The sequence below is a fragment of the Niallia sp. M35 genome, assembly GCF_050971705.1.
Taxonomy (GTDB): Bacteria; Bacillota; Bacilli; order Bacillales; family Cytobacillaceae; genus Niallia; species Niallia circulans_A.
The window spans coordinates 321075-337994 of record NZ_JBPCEP010000001.1; the positions used below are offsets into that span (position 1 = coordinate 321075).

15 protein-coding genes, 1 pseudogene and 1 riboswitch are annotated in these 16920 nt (G+C 36.1%); of the genes and pseudogenes, 11 read left to right on the top strand and 5 right to left on the bottom strand.

Features of this window, described 5'->3' with window-relative positions; translation table 11 throughout:
* The first annotated feature begins 85 nt into the window (after positions 1 to 85).
* The 6 genes and pseudogenes from NiCM35_RS01530 to NiCM35_RS01555 all read left to right on the top strand — a co-directional run bounded on the left by NiCM35_RS01530 (position 86) and on the right by NiCM35_RS01555 (position 3593).
* On the top strand, positions 86 to 940 hold the full coding sequence (locus NiCM35_RS01530) for a protein-glutamine gamma-glutamyltransferase (RefSeq protein WP_433778359.1): 855 nt from the start codon (positions 86 to 88) through the stop codon (positions 938 to 940).
* Between the two features lie 277 nt (positions 941 to 1217).
* Positions 1218 to 1289, top strand: a pseudogene (locus tag NiCM35_RS01535) (YjcZ family sporulation protein); the annotation flags it as partial.
* A gap of 297 nt (positions 1290 to 1586) precedes the next feature.
* Positions 1587 to 1796: a hypothetical protein gene (locus NiCM35_RS01540; RefSeq protein ID WP_433778361.1), complete on the top strand. Its 210-nt coding sequence runs from the start codon at positions 1587 to 1589 to the stop codon at positions 1794 to 1796.
* A gap of 2 nt (positions 1797 to 1798) precedes the next feature.
* Entirely contained in the window at positions 1799 to 2035 is a 237-nt protein-coding gene (locus tag NiCM35_RS01545) for a YbaK/EbsC family protein (protein ID WP_433778472.1), read from the top strand.
* A gap of 61 nt (positions 2036 to 2096) precedes the next feature.
* Positions 2097 to 2972: a MerR family transcriptional regulator gene (locus NiCM35_RS01550; RefSeq protein WP_123257511.1), complete on the top strand. Its 876-nt coding sequence runs from the start codon at positions 2097 to 2099 to the stop codon at positions 2970 to 2972.
* A 180-nt stretch (positions 2973 to 3152) separates the two neighbouring features.
* On the top strand, positions 3153 to 3593 hold the full coding sequence (locus tag NiCM35_RS01555) for an NUDIX hydrolase (protein ID WP_123257513.1): 441 nt from the start codon (positions 3153 to 3155) through the stop codon (positions 3591 to 3593).
* Between the two features lie 392 nt (positions 3594 to 3985).
* On the opposite strand, the gene NiCM35_RS01560 is transcribed toward NiCM35_RS01555, so the two are convergent.
* Complete coding sequence (locus NiCM35_RS01560; RefSeq protein WP_123257515.1) at positions 3986 to 5812, bottom strand: APC family permease; 1827 nt, start codon at positions 5810 to 5812, stop codon at positions 3986 to 3988.
* Positions 5813 to 5960: 148 nt separating this feature from the next.
* Positions 5961 to 6106: riboswitch (cyclic di-AMP (ydaO/yuaA leader) on the bottom strand.
* Between the two features lie 104 nt (positions 6107 to 6210).
* Between NiCM35_RS01560 and NiCM35_RS01565 the strand changes: the two genes are divergently transcribed.
* Positions 6211 to 6333: a hypothetical protein gene (locus NiCM35_RS01565; protein WP_123257516.1), complete on the top strand. Its 123-nt coding sequence runs from the start codon at positions 6211 to 6213 to the stop codon at positions 6331 to 6333.
* A gap of 329 nt (positions 6334 to 6662) precedes the next feature.
* Here NiCM35_RS01565 and NiCM35_RS01570 read toward each other — a convergent pair whose 3' ends face one another.
* Complete coding sequence (locus NiCM35_RS01570) at positions 6663 to 7139, bottom strand: DinB family protein (protein ID WP_433778365.1); 477 nt, start codon at positions 7137 to 7139, stop codon at positions 6663 to 6665.
* A 91-nt stretch (positions 7140 to 7230) separates the two neighbouring features.
* On the opposite strand from NiCM35_RS01570, the gene NiCM35_RS01575 reads away from it, so the two are divergent.
* The gene (locus NiCM35_RS01575) at positions 7231 to 7914 is read left to right on the top strand and encodes an ArsR/SmtB family transcription factor (RefSeq protein ID WP_123259552.1); all 684 of its coding nucleotides are present in this window, start codon (positions 7231 to 7233) and stop codon (positions 7912 to 7914) included.
* Positions 7915 to 8189: 275 nt separating this feature from the next.
* Here NiCM35_RS01575 and NiCM35_RS01580 read toward each other — a convergent pair whose 3' ends face one another.
* Together NiCM35_RS01580 and NiCM35_RS01585 are read right to left on the bottom strand one after the other, a co-directional pair.
* A complete protein-coding gene (locus tag NiCM35_RS01580) occupies positions 8190 to 8672 on the bottom strand; it encodes a hypothetical protein (RefSeq protein WP_123257520.1) in 483 nt (160 codons plus the stop codon).
* 337 nt (positions 8673 to 9009) lie between these two features.
* Complete coding sequence (locus NiCM35_RS01585) at positions 9010 to 9600, bottom strand: DUF1349 domain-containing protein (protein WP_123259551.1); 591 nt, start codon at positions 9598 to 9600, stop codon at positions 9010 to 9012.
* Between the two features lie 225 nt (positions 9601 to 9825).
* On the opposite strand from NiCM35_RS01585, the gene NiCM35_RS01590 reads away from it, so the two are divergent.
* Positions 9826 to 10848, top strand: coding sequence for a C45 family autoproteolytic acyltransferase/hydrolase (locus tag NiCM35_RS01590; protein WP_433778369.1), 1023 nt, complete (start codon positions 9826 to 9828; stop codon positions 10846 to 10848).
* Positions 10849 to 11270: 422 nt separating this feature from the next.
* Here the strand turns inward: NiCM35_RS01590 and ppsA are convergent, their stop codons facing one another.
* Positions 11271 to 13874: a phosphoenolpyruvate synthase gene (ppsA, locus tag NiCM35_RS01595; protein WP_433778371.1), complete on the bottom strand. Its 2604-nt coding sequence runs from the start codon at positions 13872 to 13874 to the stop codon at positions 11271 to 11273.
* A 318-nt stretch (positions 13875 to 14192) separates the two neighbouring features.
* On the opposite strand from ppsA, the gene NiCM35_RS01600 reads away from it, so the two are divergent.
* Complete coding sequence (locus tag NiCM35_RS01600) at positions 14193 to 14891, top strand: aspartate/glutamate racemase family protein (RefSeq protein WP_433778373.1); 699 nt, start codon at positions 14193 to 14195, stop codon at positions 14889 to 14891.
* A gap of 496 nt (positions 14892 to 15387) precedes the next feature.
* Positions 15388 to 16857 carry a glutamate decarboxylase gene (gene gad / locus NiCM35_RS01605; RefSeq protein WP_433778375.1) on the top strand — a complete coding sequence of 490 codons (1470 nt, stop codon included), beginning with the start codon at positions 15388 to 15390 and terminating at the stop codon, positions 16855 to 16857.
* The last annotated feature ends 63 nt before the right edge of the window (positions 16858 to 16920 follow it).

Sequence of the window (16920 nt, forward strand, 5' to 3'; positions counted from 1 at the left end):
CAATGAGAATTAAGTACATTTTTAAGAGGAAAGGAGAATATCTTAAATTATACCCAGTAAGAAAAAGTAGTGAATGGAGGAGCAAATGATACAAATAGCAGGAACAACCTTTCAGCTTCAAGAAAATTGGCCATTGGATCAAATCGAAAGAAGTATTTTGCAGTACATGCAAGATGATCATAACATCTATTCATATTCTTCTTTAGCGGAATTGCAATTCGAATTGACAATGCGCAAAAATATCATTAATAGTGCAAGAGCAATGAATGAAACGGAGGCACAGTTTACTGTTTTCGAGCAATCTCGGTGCAACCCTGCTTACTGGCAACTAACATCGGCTGGGGGGTTCTTACTGAGACCGGATGTGATGCCTTCTGATGCCATTATGGATATTTATTCGAACAGTTCGCTGTATGCATTTGAATGTGCAACTGCTGCTGTTATTATCATTTACCATGCTACACTACAGACGATTGGAAAACGTGCATTCGATACTCATTTTCGAAATCTTTATCTATACAGCTGGCATGTTGACACAGACCTCGGCCTTGTTACGTTCAATTCTAATAGTTTTTTGCCAGGTGACATTGTCTACTTTGAAAATCCCGATTTTGACTTGGCGGCACCATGGTTTAGAGGGCTAAATGCTATACTTCTGGATGATGGGAGATTTTTCGGACATGGCTTTTCCATAAGAACTGATCAGGAAATTATTCAAAATCTTAATGAAATAAGAATACCAGCAAGTAATCGATCTGCCTTTCTGTCAAGTTTGGTAACGAGACCATCATTTACCCATTTATCCAGATTGACACAGCAGCAGACAAGAAGCACTACGTTCAAACGACAACTACCTGTTGTTCATCATAACCGCAGTTCTATTTCAACTCTAAGGTATCAGAACTATCTAGTGCAGCTTGGATATATGTACAAAGGATAATTTGTTTTTATTCTGCATGGTGGCTGGGTACATACCCATTTTTCAATAGACGGGCTCCATTTTCATTTTTGAGAGTATGATGTAGGGATAGCCTTACTCAAAGAAAGGATGAATGAAAATGTACGCAAACGTAAATGCACCTCCAACTTTTGGTGCAAATGCTGCACCTCAGCCGAATGTATCACCTGAATTTTTTCCGAGTGCGCCATCTTTCCCTACCTATACAGCACCAGCTTTTACAGCACCCGCCTACGGTTATTGCGCACCAGATTGTCCAAAGAATGACTTTGTTTTAATTGTTGTATTGTTTATCCTATTGATTATTGTAGGAGCATTTATTTGCTTCTAATTACCATGGCGCTAATTTTATAAGCTATAGTAAAGCATTTCCCTAAAAAGTAAGGTAGTGACACTTACTTGATAAGCGGTGCTGATTAATGGTAACAATCGTCTTTGTTCCTTGCCATTAAGGAGAAGAACTGCTAAATCGAAAGAGACAAGGGCAGGAGCACTTGGCCAGACCCAAAAAACAGAACATATATATGAAGTGGTGTGCATTCCTTCTTACAAATAAGGAGTGCTTTTTTTGTTCCTTTCAACCTCAGTAGAATAATGATATAGTAAAGCCGTAATTGGAGGTGCTCATGTGAATGAATTAGAAGGGGTTTTAGAAAGAACTGAATTTAGGTATGAAATCGTCCATCATCAAAAACCGATTCTTTCTAGAGAAGATGGCATGAATTATTTTGGGATTGAGGCAGGACAGACTGCTCCCACGTTCATTTTGAAAACAGATAAAGGATACTTTGTTTTTATCGTGTCGGGTAAGCGTGACAAACTTGATTTGAAAAAATAGCAATTCTATTAGACTGTAGCAAAGTAAAATTAGCATCTCCAAAGGAAGTTAAAACGGTGACGGGATTTGAGGTTGGTAGTGTTCCGATGGTCGGTTTAGATTTGCCTTGTGTCCTTGATAAGAGTCATTTTAAATATGATTTTGTCTATGGAGGTACAGGAAAAGCTACATGCACATTAAAAATCGAACCCCAAGCCTTGCAGGAATTAAATCATGTAGTGGCAATATTAGAATCATGAAAAATGAATGATTGACTAACACCTTAGGGGTTAGCTTAAGCTTTAGTTGAGAGGTGGTAGTATGTTAATAAGTGAAGCAAGTCAGATAACAAATTTAACGAAAAAAGCGATTGAGTATTACATCGAACAAAAATTAATCATTCCAAATACGTTAGAAAATGGCTATCGGGATTTTAGCGAAAAGGATATTGAATGTTTAAAGAAAATTTATGTTCTTCGGAAACTGGGGCTGAGTACAGAAGAAATTAGGTCCGTGCTTGTTGATAAGACAAACAACACATTACAGAGGATATCCATCCAAAAAGAATTGACGTTACAGAGAGAACAAGAGAAAAAATCCTTACTGAACGAACTCCGCATTTGTAAAGATTATACAGTAATAAGTAAGAAGCTGAGAATGATAGAACAGCATGAAACTGTAACGGAAAAGATATTAGAGGCTTTTCCAGATTACTACGGTCGATTTATTTGTCTGCATTTTGCACGATTTTTAAAAGAGCCTATTACTACTGCCGTGCAGCAAGCGGCATATGAAGAGATCATTGCGTTTTTAGATAATGTTCCGCCACCTCAGTTAGCGGAGGACTTACAATTATTCTTAATGGAAAGTACAAACAATATGGACACAGAAAGTATGCAGGATATGCTCGCACAAACAAAACAGTCTATTGAAAACCCTGATAAGTTTTTAACGGAAAGAAAGGAATTTATAGAGCGATACTTAGAGTACAAACAATCTGAGGAATATAAAAATTCTCCGATTTATAAGATTCAACAAATTTTTAAAGCGTTTAATCATACAAGTGGTTATGATGATGTATTCATTCCTGCTATGAAAAAGCTGAGTGCTTCTTATGCAGCATATTGTAAGCAACTGGAATCAGCAAATGAAAAATTATTGTTACAGTATCCAGCATTAGATAGCTTGAAAGAATAAAAAGAGCGAATTTGCTCCTTAGCACATAGTGGATATTATTTTTTCTGCTTCTGCCATTATGTTTTTGGATTAATATTTTTGCAGATTGTTGTTTAGCTAATCTTGGGCTTTGACCAGCCCAAAGTGACATAAATTCTTTGTTATTTTTAGAGATTTCTAATAGCGCGAGGGGGAGAGAAAGTGTACAGGGTTTTTGGAGAAAAAGTTGATGGACTTGATTATCAAATAAGAAAGGGTGTGTATGCTGTTATTTTTAATGACGCGAGGGATAAGATATTAACTGTGCAGAATTCCAGAGGGCATTATTTTTTACCTGGTTGCGGAATAGAAAATGATGAAAGTTATCAAGAATGTCTAGAAAGAGAAATGCTGGAAGAAACGGGATATAGAATATCCATAGGTACTTTTATCGGTGATGCAAAGAGATATTTTCAATCGAGTAAGAATGAACCATTAATAAACGAAGGATATTTTTACATGGCGAAACTGTTAGAAACAATACAAGAATCTATCGAAAATGACCACTTTATTAAGTGGATAGATATTGGTAGTGTGAAAGGCCAGCTTTTTCACGAACATCGTTATTGGGCAGTGTATCAGGCCTTAAGCAGAGTTGGTTAATCTCTTTCGGCTGAATTAAAGGATTTTTTTCAGTCTATATATTAATAAAAAAAGGGTGGGACAAAGCAAAATAAATAATGGATAAAGACGAACAATCTCTAATTTAGTGGGGAATCCAATTCGTTCCATTGCGTTACAGACACTCCCTTTCCGCGGGGAGCAACCTAAGCCTCCTCGGCAAGAACGAGGAGGCTTGGCGCTCGCCCCATGGAAAGCGAAGTGTATTCAGGCTGCGGGTGATTACCACATACCTTCTTTCTTAAAATAATAAAAAAACACAAACAATTATACGAATTTTTTTTAGTGTGTACGTATAATTGTTCGGGGTTAGATTTGGTTGAAATACTTATGTCCCACTCTCTTGTAGCTTGAATAGGGACAATTTTGCTATTTTATTTTTTTAAATGATAAGGTACGGTTGTTATTACAACATTTCTTCGGTACAATAAAAATGTTCTAATCAATAAACTAGATTGATTATGAAGGATATTGTGCCAGCCTTTCTTCGGTATAAATTGCGGAATCACCACTGTTACCTGATAGTTTCCTTCTTTTGCTTTATGTTCAATTGTATCAACAAATTTTCTAAGCGGGTTAATAATACTTCGATAATATGAATGAAGTGTCACAAGCCTAATTTCGGGCTGCCATTTATTCCATTTCGCTTCGAATACTTTTTCTTCTTCTCTCTCAAAAGAAACATAAACAGCAATAATTTGTTCGGGTTTAAGTGATTTAACGTAATTTAACGTATTTTCCACGACATGTGTCATTCCTGCTATTGGTACAATCATCACATTTCCCTGAATAGTCAGTGGCGGTTCAGAAGTAGTAAGTCTAAGCTGATCACCAACTGCTAAATAGTGCTTATTTATTTTATAAAAGATAAACACGATGATAGGCAAGAAAATTAAAATCGACCATATTTGCGAGAATTTTGTTATAAAGAATACCATTGTAACGATGAAACTGATCGCTGCACCAATGGTATTAATAATAAATTTCGGTACCCAGCCTTTTGGTTTTTCTCTAAGCCATTTAACCATCATACCACTTTGAGACAAAGTGAATGGGAGGAAAACACCTACAGCATAGAGTGGAATTAAATGCTCTGTTTTTGCGTTAAATACTAATATTAATAGGATGGAAGCTAGACCAAGAATGATTATCCCATTGGAATAACCTAGACGGTCTCCTCTAATGAGAAACATCCTAGGAACAAATTTATCTTTTGCAAGATTAACTGCAAGTAAAGGAAAAGCAGAATATCCAGTATTAGCAGCAAGAATTAAAATCAAGGCTGTAGTTACTTGAATAAAGAAATACATAAAATTACGCCCAAAGACTCCCTCAGCAATTTGAGAAACAACGGTCACTTCTGCTTTCGGTGTGATTCCGTAAAAATAGGCGAGAGTAACAATCCCTGCAAATAATACCGCTAGTAAAGCTCCCATCATGACTAGTGTTTTAGCAGCATTGTTAGGCGCTGGTTTTTTGAAATTAGGAATCGCATTTGAAATTGCTTCGACTCCTGTTAAAGCAGAGCTTCCTGAAGCAAATGCTTTTAATATAATAAATAAGCTGATTCCCGCTACAGGAGTACCGATTGGCGTATGCAATTCAGATGAAACATTTCCGGTTAATATATTATAGATACCAACACCAATTAGAATAAATAATGCTAAGACAAATAAATAAACGGGATAGGCTAATATAGAAGCAGATTCCGTCACTCCTCTCAAATTCAAAACAGTGAGAAGAAGTACAAATGCAATGGCAATCTCTGCGTTATAACCATGTAAAGCAGGAAAAGCAGATGTAATGGCATCTGTACCAGCGGAGACACTTACTGCAACCGTTAAGATATAATCTACTAACAAGGAACCTCCAGCAATTAAACCAGGAGTTACCCCTAAATTGCTTTTGGACACCATGTAAGCACCGCCGCCATTTGGGTAGGCAAAGATGATTTGTCTATAGGATAAGATAAGGGCGCTTAAAAGAATTAATACTCCTATCGCGATCGGTATAGAATACCAAAAAGCAGTCGCACTTATTGTTATTAAAACGATTAAAATTTGTTCAGGACCATATGCAACCGAAGATAACGCATCGGAAGATAAAATCGCTAAAGCTTTTGTTTTGTTGAGTTTTTGTTCACCTAGTTCATAGGATTTCAATGGACGTCCAATTAATAATCTTTTAATGGAACCTAACAAGGGAATTCACCGCCTGAGTGTATATGTTATTAATGTTTACTTTGAATAATGTCGCTGCACATCTATTTATTTTTAAAACAAAAAGCCTACAAGCCATTATTAATAGACTTGTAGGCACGTTAATTTTCTTGTGTCACAAGTTCCACCTTCCTTCTCATATTAACGCTTACGAGGTTAGCTGTCGGATTCGGGCCTTGAGTAGCCCTACCTAAAAAAGGATTCACCCCATGGTCATAATAAACGCCCAGTAAAGAATGGTTCCCCCGTACCGTATGGTTTCAGCGATCTAGAAATTTGAAACAACGATATTATCTTACTCTCGTACTTGGGAAATGTAAATAGTTATTTTGTGTAATAATTGTGAAGTTGGAAAAGCTAATTAATAAAGGAGCAATTTTATGAACAAAGAAAACAAATTTATTATTTCAGATGAATTTTTAGATCAATTAGCAAAAGAAATTAATCGACTTAATGGAGATCCGGAAGAGGAAGAAAGTAAAGATGATGAGTCGGAGGGGTAATGGCTTTAAAAAGAAATAAAAGGTATTACAGACTTTTTTACTAAAAGGATGATTTGAATTATTTTATAGGAAAAACATCAAGAAAAAATCACCTGTATATTTGAGAAATAAGGAAAAGAATAATAATAAGCGCGTATCCGGCAAAAAATTTACGAACAAAGTCTGGTTCAACACCGTATCCATATCAGTAAATTAGTTGTTTTCTATCGCGCTTATGTCGGAATGAATAATTTTTTAATACTTACAAACTTTAATTCTCTAAAACTAGCTTGTTTCTGTTTTTCTATATTTACCATAGATATCAAATAACAATATAAAAAAACGGAATATTAATCCCAAATTTGCGGTCGTTCAATCCCCATTGTCCTCATATAACCCAATAACTGTCCTGTATGTACCGATTCATGATAAGCAATACGCAAGAGCATATCCTCAAGTGTTCTAATATAACCAATATCTGAACGGTCAATCATTCCATTTTCCAGCTCGTAATTACTAATTGATTCAATATATGTCAAAAATTCCTCACGATAGGGTTGGGAGAATTTTAATTCTTCCTCAACGGTTGTGAATTCCTTTTGATCGAACGGATTGTGAAAAAAATTAGATTCGATACTGCCTTTGTTAATAAGCATTTGATGATAAAGATACTCTCCTTCAACAACATGTCTAATCATTTCTGCACAAGAAAGGGCTTTTTCATCTGGCTTCCAATTTAGCAGCTGAGGAGGTATTGCTTTCCAAACTTTTATACTTCTACGACGTACCTCTTTAAAATTTAAGATTAATAAATCTGTTTTACCCATTATTTGAATCTCCTTTCAAATTGATATTTAAAATAGTAGCATATAAAAACTTCGGTTATAATCGAACTATCGATGTAAAGGGAGGATGGTCATGGCTATTAGCCCGGATTTTTCATATGTTGCAAAACTAATGGCTGATTCTTCAAGAGCGGCTATGTTGGAGGCCCTTCTTGGACTTGATGGACTTCCAGCAAATGAACTAGCAAGAAAGGCAAACGTTACCTTACAAACAGCAAGTAGCCATCTTTCTAAAATGGTTGAAGGAAAACTGATCCGTGTAGAAAAACATGGCAGACACCGTTATTATAGTCTGGCAAACACCGATGTTGCTAAAGCAATAGAGACATTGATCGTTATAGCTCCACCTGTGCGCATTCGTTCATTAAAAGATTCGTCACGAGCAGAAAAGATTAAAATCGCTCGAACTTGTTATGATCATTTGGCAGGGAGACTTGGTGTAAAGTTAACGGAAGCCTTTATTGTAAAAGGATATATGATCGAGGATCAGGATAATTTTAGTATAACGGAAGAGGGAGAAACGTTTTTTCGTGATTTTGGAATTGATCTTGACACTTTGAGAAATAGAAGAAGACATTTCGCTAGAAAGTGTCTGGACTGGAGCGAAAGGCGTTATCATCTAGCAGGGGCATTAGGTCATGCAGTTTTATTAAAGTTATTAGAACTTAATTGGATTGAAAAGCTGCCTGATCGAGCAGTGAAAATTACCATTGAAGGAAAAGAAAAATTATATAGCATCCTAGGTATCGAAATATAATTTATCTAGCCTTTTTTGTTTGGTGATATATACAAATAAAGTAGTTATGGAGCATTTAGATGATTTCTAATAGATACAATAAGGCGGAAAGAAAGGATAAAAGCTCTGCTTAAAAAAATGGTAGAATTCTTTTATTTTCATACCATTTGTAGGATCACAATTGAAACTAAAAGTATAAAAAGTGATTCGTTTAAATTAAAAAGCCTCTCATTAATGTTAATGGGAGACTTTTGCTGTATCCATGAAATAACAGCATGAAGGGAATGGATAGAAGTTTACCGCTGTTTATTCAGCTTGAGCTGTTTTCTATTTTCAAAATAATATTGAAGAAAATATAACAATGGTGCTTTTACAAAGAAATACATAAAAAATTGAGCATGATTAAATCGAACCAATGAATAATATTTTATGTTCTTTGCGAGTGATGAGAAAGGGAATGCAAACAAGGCGTTTACAATTGCATTGATTAAAAGATATTTTTTGAAATTCCCATATGCCAGCTTAAGCGTCCACAAAGAGATAAAGATAAATGGCCCTAAATTGAATGGAAATTCGTTAAACTTGTATGAATTTGGTTTATTATAGAAAACCCACCACCTACGTTTTTTCCCAATTCGTGCTGTTAAAATTTCGATGACACCGATTAGTAGTGTTGCTGGAAAAAATCTTTTTATATCTCGAAAGCCTATAAGCGTTAACGAGAACCATGACAGAACAAGCATTAAGATATTGAATAACCGTTGTAGTTGTATTGACATCCGAGAATCCTCCCTGTTTTTTATAGGATTCTTTTTAAGATTATTTATTATTCATAAAAATATCCCTATATTTCTAATGAGATTTCTACAATTAATAAAGTGCATTCTCTAGCTTTTATAAATGTTTCAACTGATAAGATAAGGATTTACGAGAAGAACGAAAATAATTCTAATAAATCACTAACTAACTATAGACTGTTCTTAAAGAAAAGGAGAGTGGATATTGAAGTGTTATTCGTTAGAGGATGATTGAGAAACATTATGGAGATTCAAAGGCGAGGAACGTAAAAAAAATCGATTGATTGTTACACCAATCGAAGAAGATATCTGGAATTAGCTATTTACCCATACGAATATTCTTTACAGTCTTCTTTTCAATGCTCAAGTTTTCATAAATTCTCATTCCGCCACTTCCTAAGGGAGCTTGTGCTAATAGTCCGACCTTTACAATCTCATCAACAGGCAAGCTGAAAAATCTCATCATATAATAATTTTCCCCATCTATGGAATAATGGAATGCAAAAGAATGTCCACTTCTACAAACTTGTAGCCATACAGCATTACCATCAATATTGCAACCGTTCGCATCATCTGACTCTTCCTTCGTTACAACGCTTACAACTGCATGGGTATCAAAATCAGTTAATTCAAAACATGCCTTTGCCCAATAAGTCATATCCTTCATCACCATTATGGAAGCAGAATCATAAGTGTCCTTAAAATCATGAGAAACTTTTACTTTCATGATAAAATCTCCTGCTACCTCTGTATAATAAAATGGCGCGTTGCACAATGATTGAGGTGTGATACCTTCTGCTCCAATTGCGCCATTGTTACAGAAAAAATCAGTTTCTTGTGGAGCGTATATTTTTATTCTGCCGTCTTCTTCCACGATAGTGCTTTCGTTAATCCAGGTGAAATTTAACATGTTTTCCCTCCTTTAAAAATAGAGCTATTTGTAATCCATCATATTACCTCCTCGTCTAATATTATAGACTAAAAGTGACTTCCAATAAATAACAACATTTTTACATAGAGGTCCTATTGGATAAAAAATGTATTTCATAACAGTCCAAAAAGAGCATAAAAAGACAGGAAATTATCTTTCCTTTTAAGTATAGTCAGATTTAGAAACAAGAATGGAGAGGATTTCATGATTAATTTTGAGGTGGATATAATTCAAATTAGGGATCGTTCTTTTCATATTGGTTTAAAAACAGCAGAGAGAATATTGGATCGTTCTATTGTTAAGATGTGGAGTGAGGTTTTCGAACAGGACATTGATTATAAAAATATGCACTCCATCTATTCCGCTTATGCTCCACATCTTTTAGAAGAATTAGAAGGGTTGGCACAGGGGCTGGGGATTTCGTCTATCAGAGCTGCATCTATGTTCAGCGGTTATCAAGTTCCCAAGATAGATGCGATGGGATGCACGGCTATTCTTACAGATGAAACATATGTTCGCAACTACGATTTTTCCCCTGATCTATACGATGGTATTTTTAGTTGTATCCAAGCGGAGGATGCGCTGGCCACCGCAGGATATAATTTGCAAATTTTAGGGAGACATGATGGAGTAAATGAGGAAGGGCTAGTAATGGGGTTTCATTTTGTAAGTTATAGTGGCTATAAAAAGGGTGTTTCCCCATGGGCTGCATTACGGATGGCCTTGGATACTTGTTCTTCGGTCGATGATGCATCTGCTCTGCTAAAAGAAATCCCTCATTCAGCCTGCTATAATTTTTCGGTGGGAGATAAAAAAGGAAACATCGCGGTGATAGAAGCTACTCCAGAAAAAGTGTGCATTAGAAAGGATGAGAAGCTCTTATCATGTGTTAATCATTTTCAAACTTCGGAACTCCAAGATAAAAACAGATTAGCTATTGATGGTTCCGTCAAAAGAAATAATTATTTACAATCATTTCAAGGGAAGAAACGGACACAGCAAGAGATGTTTAGCATTTTTGCAAAGAAAAGTTCTCCTTTATTTTTTCGGAATTATGACCAACTATTCGGAACACTACACACATTTTCCTACTCTTTCCAAGAATCAAGAATTCTTACTTCTCTAGCGCAAGGAAGGGACGTTCTCGATTTTAATTTTCATAATTGGACAAATGGAGAAGATCTTGTCAGCAAAAAGATGACAGGTTATATCGAGACCATTAATTAGTTTAATTACTTTTATTAATAAACGTCTAAAACATTGGTATATAAGGGATTAGACGTTTTTAGGATTAACTTTTATTTAGAAGTTACGATTGTTCTATTTTAAAAAAAGAAAGTGGTCTTATATAACTATCGGGGCAGTTTATGTATTGAATGAAAGGGAGCATAAAGATAAAGTTTGACCGAAAACACAACATAAAACGATTTCACCTTAAAATCAAAAGAAGCCATTGTGAATAGAGATTAAATAAGATGGCTTCTTTCTTTGGAAAAACTTATCTATTTTAACATACTTTAATAATAATCATCAGTTGCTATCCCGTTATATGTCCAATTAACGAGGTTCTTACCATAGATAGTAAAGAGCCATAATATCAAGCATTCTCCTAGTTTGAATACTTGATATTATGATTTAAAGGTAATGAATTATAGTATTTCTACATATCCTTCTGTCCCATTCACCCTGATCCTTTGTCCGTCTTTTATTAGTTTCGTGGCATTTTCTACTCCAACCACAGCTGGTAATCCGTACTCCCGTGCAATAACGGCTCCATGCGTCATAAGTCCACCAACTTCGGTGATGAGACCCTTTATTGATACAAACAATGGTGTCCAGCTAGGATCAGTAAAGGTGGTGACTAGTATATCTCCATCTTCTAAATCTGCGTCTTCCAAGTTTAAGATAACGCGAGCGCGGCCCTCCATAATTCCTGAAGAAACAGGTAGACCTGCAATTGCTTCTTCTGGCAGATTTTCACGTTTATACTTACCTTCAATGATTTCGCCATCAGATGTTATCACACGTGGGGGAGACAGCTTTTCATATATGTTGTAATCTTCTTTTCTCTTGCTGATAATTTGATAATCCAGCTTATTTGTGCGTACTACATTATGGAGTTCTTCGAATGTGAGATAGAATATATCTTCTTTTTCATGAATAACTCCCGCTTGCACGAGCTGGGTAGCTTCATTCAATATAGCCTGCTTGTAAATGAAGTAACGGCTGATCATACCGAATTTCGGATATTCACGATAACCGATGAAATTTCGGATTAGGTCAATCATCTGTTTTGTTTCGTTTGCTTTTTGTTCACCATCCGGTAATTGTTTTAAACGCTCCAATAACTCTTTTTCTTTTTGCATAGCTTCATGAAGCCCTTGTTCAAATAACTGCTGACTAGCATGGGGTTCAAAGTTTTTGATATTACCAAGAATCATGGGAATAAGTGTAAGTGGTTTTTCACTCCAACGTGGTCTCGTAATATCAATTTCTCCAGCACATCGCATTCCGTATTTGTTGAGAAATGCCCTTATGGCATCGCTTGCTTCCTGACCACCATGTAACTTGAGCATTTCATTCAAAAAGTTATCATCTTTTACACTTTGCAAATAATCAATTACTTTTGGAAAAGGTCGAATCACATCTGCGACATCCAAGAGAGCTAAACCCATTTCTGAAGTAATATTATTCGAGACAGATTGGGAAATGGTGTCCGCCGCGTTTTTTTCTCCCAGCCATTCGTTCATCTTCTCATTGAGCCATGTTGCTGCATTCATAGCAGCCATAAATACAGCAGTGCTTTGCGGATCAAATAATATCCTCTTTAATTCCTGAATATCTTCCAGAATAAAATCAAATAACGCTGATCCTGATTTAGTTTTAATGTTATGTTTTAACTCTTCAATGGATATTTGGCTACGCTTTATGAAATAAGCAACGATGGATGGATTATTATTTTCTAATTGTGCCTGCCTAGCCGTACTGCCTCTTCTCTGACTCGGAGCTTGATCATTATCAGGTAATCGCTCTATAAAATCTTCCCGCTCCAAGATGGTCATGAGTGCATCTTTTAGGAGTGGATCGTGCTGTCCCATGCCATTTAATAACATGTTTCTGCTAGCAGGTGAAGCAAGCTGCTGGGTGACATCAACAAACAACCTTCCACCCGCTTTACGCATAGGTGCGTTTGTCGTTAACAGAAAAAAAGACAATCCAAGTGGTTTAATTGCATCAGTCATCATTTGCTGATGACCGACAGAGATATAGACATGGTTTTCTTGATCATTTGCCTCCGGAATTGGGAAAAGCGTGGTAATGGGACGACTCTGAACCATATAAAATTTATCATCAACTAAACACCACTCAATATCTTGAGGACAGCCAAAATAATCTTCAATCTTTCTTCCGATGCGTGCCAGTTGCAAGATTTGCTTATCAGTCAGTGATTGTGTCTTTTGCTGCTCAGGATTAATCGCTTGCGACTTTGTTCCGCCGTCTTTAACAGCAGTTACAGCCAACTTTTTGGCAGCGATCTTTTTATGGACAATTTCATTTTCTTGAATCTTATAATTATCGGCTGATACCAAGCCAGAGACTAGCGCTTCTCCAAGTCCAAAACTGGCATCAATCGATAGTGTTTTTCGGTTGGAGGTAAGGGGATCAGCTGTAAATAAAACCCCAGAAGCCTGTGGAAAAACCATCCTTTGAATAATGACAGATAAATAAACTTGCTGATGGTCGAAGCTATTTTGCATTCGGTAGATTACAGCGCGATCTGTAAATAGAGAAGCCCAACATTTCTTAATATGCTCCAAGATGGCTTCTTTGCCGATGATATTTAAATAAGTGTCTTGCTGGCCGGCAAAAGAAGCATGCGGCAAATCCTCAGCAGTTGCACTAGAACGTACTGCATATGCATGTTTCTCGCCAAAACGGGCGAGATAGGTGACAACTTCACTAACAACATCGGAGGGAATATCCGTTGCCATGATGATTTGCCGAATTTTCCTAGAAATCTCACTTATTTGCTTTTGATTTTCTATTTTTAAGCATGTAAGATTTTCTACTAATGTTTGAAATGTTTCGTTATGTTCGATGCTTTTTTGATAGCCTGCTGTTGTAACACAAAATCCATCCGGTACTTGTATTCCATGAATTTTTGATAATTCTCCTAAATTAACTCCCTTTCCACCAACGAGCATATATTCTGTTTTTCCAACTTCTTTCAGATCGAGGACCAAAGAACTCATTCGCATCTCTCCTAACCATTAATGTTCTATTGATTTTAGCAGTAATAAAGGAGAATAAATAGTCTATAATAACCATTTTTTGTATGGTATAATTAATATAGAGGGTACTATAAAAATAAAATCTAGCTTTACAATAACTAATTCATGTCATTTCTTATTTAACTTATGTTCTAATATTTAATAGGAGATATTAAGCCTTTATCATACACACTGTGCGATACTTAATAATGAAGTATCGTATTTTAATTGAACAATAGGTGTATGAAAAAACGCTATCTCATGATATATAATGGACAAGAAATAAGGAGGAGATTCATAATGCTAAGCAATAAATTTTGTAGAATCGGTATTTTGGCGGGGATGGGTCCACGTTCTACTGCTCCATTTATTGAGTCGGTTTTAGATGAATGCGAACGACAATATGGTGCAAAAAATGACATTGATTTTCCCCATATGATTATTTATTCATTACCTACACCCTTTCATCCAAAAGAACCTATTATTAAAGAAGATATGGTGAAAACTTTACAAATAGGAATACAATCTTTAACAGAAGCTAATTGCGATTTTATTGCTGTTCCTTGTAATGTAGTCCATCAATTTTATGAAGATATGACAAAGATGACCAATGTACCTATTCTTAATATTATCCAAGAAACAATAAACGCTATTGGTGTCCAAAGTTCAAAAGTTGGTTTAATTGGTACCAGAAGTACAGTAGAAAATCAGCTATACCAGCCTTACCTACATAATAATAATAAAGATATTTATTGGACAGAACGTATTCAAAGCCAGGTTGATCAATTAATTTATGATGTTAAACAGAATCGCAAAATGGAAGAGCTTATTCAACAATGGAAAAATATAGAACTGGATCTTACGGAAAATGGTGTAACAGATGTAGTTTGTGTATGTACTGATCTATATTTTTGTGGATCTTATACTTCTTTAAATTTCTTCGATTCATCAAAAATTCTTGCTAAAAGTTTAGTAGAAAGATATTTAGCCTTTAAATAGGTGATATTCGTGTTCAACTATAGGGTGGTTTATTTAGAGGATAAATAGTTGCACGGAGGGGAGTATAGGAAGTTCTATTAAATAGACATCTTTATTTTATGATCATAAATAGAGTGCGTTTATATAATACATATTAATGTAATGCTTCAAAGATTTATAATAAAAAACGTCTAAAACCTGATATATAAGGAATTAGACGTTTTTTATTTCAGTTTAAAAAGGAATAACATGTACTTCATGTAAAAAGAAGAAGACTCCTGTGTAACTTCGTGAGCATTCCTTTAGTAAGTAAAACCTTACTTTTGATAGAAGGTGCAGTTTAGTAGAAGTGGTTTCTTAAATAAATAGCACTTAAAGGCCTGTTTTGTTATTAATTTGAGTGTATTACGTCCATAATTCTTTCTGGGTGGTGGAAGTGCCGTTAATTAGAATAAAAAAAATGCTTTTTAGTAAATAATATAATGGTTAAACCATTTTATTTAAGGGGGGGACATCTATGCCACACCATCGAAAAGCAGAACTTCAAAATGATACATACGAAGAAAAAGAGATGATTTCAGATAATTCACAAAGTCTACCTCGTCACATGCAAATGGAGCTGCCGCATGAATTATCGGTAAATCCTTTATTTGCCCGTGAAGGGGAATCGGACGTTCCGCGTTTCCACATGGCTGATAAAGGCATGTTACCAGAAATAGCCTATCAAATCGTCCATGATGAAATTGCACTTGATGGCAATGCTCGCTTAAATCTTGCCACATTTGTTAGCACATGGATGGAACCAGCTGCAGAGCACTTATATACTAAATCATTCGATAAGAATATGATTGACAAAGATGAATATCCACAGACAGCCGAAATTGAGGAGCGATGTGTCCGCATTTTAGCCAACCTCTGGCATTCGCCCAACCCACTTACGACGATGGGTGTTTCTACAACTGGTTCATCGGAAGCCTGTATGCTCGCAGGGCTTGCGTTAAAGAGACGCTGGCAGAACATACGCAAAAGCAAAGGGAAATCGGTGGAGCGTCCCAATATTGTATTTAGTTCTGCTGTTCAAGTTGTTTGGGAAAAATTCGCGAACTATTGGGAGGTTGAACCACGTTATGTGAAGGTTAACCCTGATCATCCCTTATTAGATCCTCAAGGGGTCCTCGCCGCAGTGGATGAAAATACAATTGGTGTGGTTCCAATCCTCGGTGAGACCTATAGAGGGCTTTACGAACCGGTTGCTGCTATTGCAAAAGCGTTGGATGATTTACAAAAAAGAACGGGTATTGACATTCCCATTCATGTAGATGCGGCTTCTGGAGGATTTATAGCGCCGTTTCTTCAACCAGATTTAGTTTGGGATTTTCAATTGCCAAGAGTGAAATCAATCAATGTATCTGGACATAAATATGGGTTAGTATACCCTGGGCTTGGCTGGATAATTTGGCGGGAAGCTGCAGATCTCCCTGAGGATCTCATCTTTCGTGTCTCTTATTTAGGTGGGAACATGCCGACTTTCGCCTTAAATTTCTCTCGTCCTGGCGCACAGGTGCTCCTTCAATATTATAATTACCTGCGTTTAGGGAAAAGTGGCTACTATGAAGTTCAAAGGGCTTCTCAGAAAGTCGCTCTTTTTCTAAGTGAGGCTATTCAAAAGATGGGACCGTTCGAACTTTTATCTGATGGTTCGGATATTCCAGTTTTTGCTTGGCGACTCAAAGATGGTTATACATTGAACTGGAATCTTTATGATTTATCGCGACAATTACGCGTGTTCGGCTGGCAAGTACCCGCCTATCCATTGCCTCCAGATATGGAAGAAGTGACGATAATGCGCATTGTGGTTCGCAATGGATTTTCCATGGATCTCGCGCATTTGTTTATGATGAATCTCAAACAAGCTGTTGCTTTTTTAGATTCTCTAGACGGACCCATGCCACATGATTCAAAGTCTAATAATGGGTTTCATCACTAAAAGGGAATAGGTCCCATTGTTCTTAAGTTCAGCTAACTATTAATGAAATTAATATACTTAGAT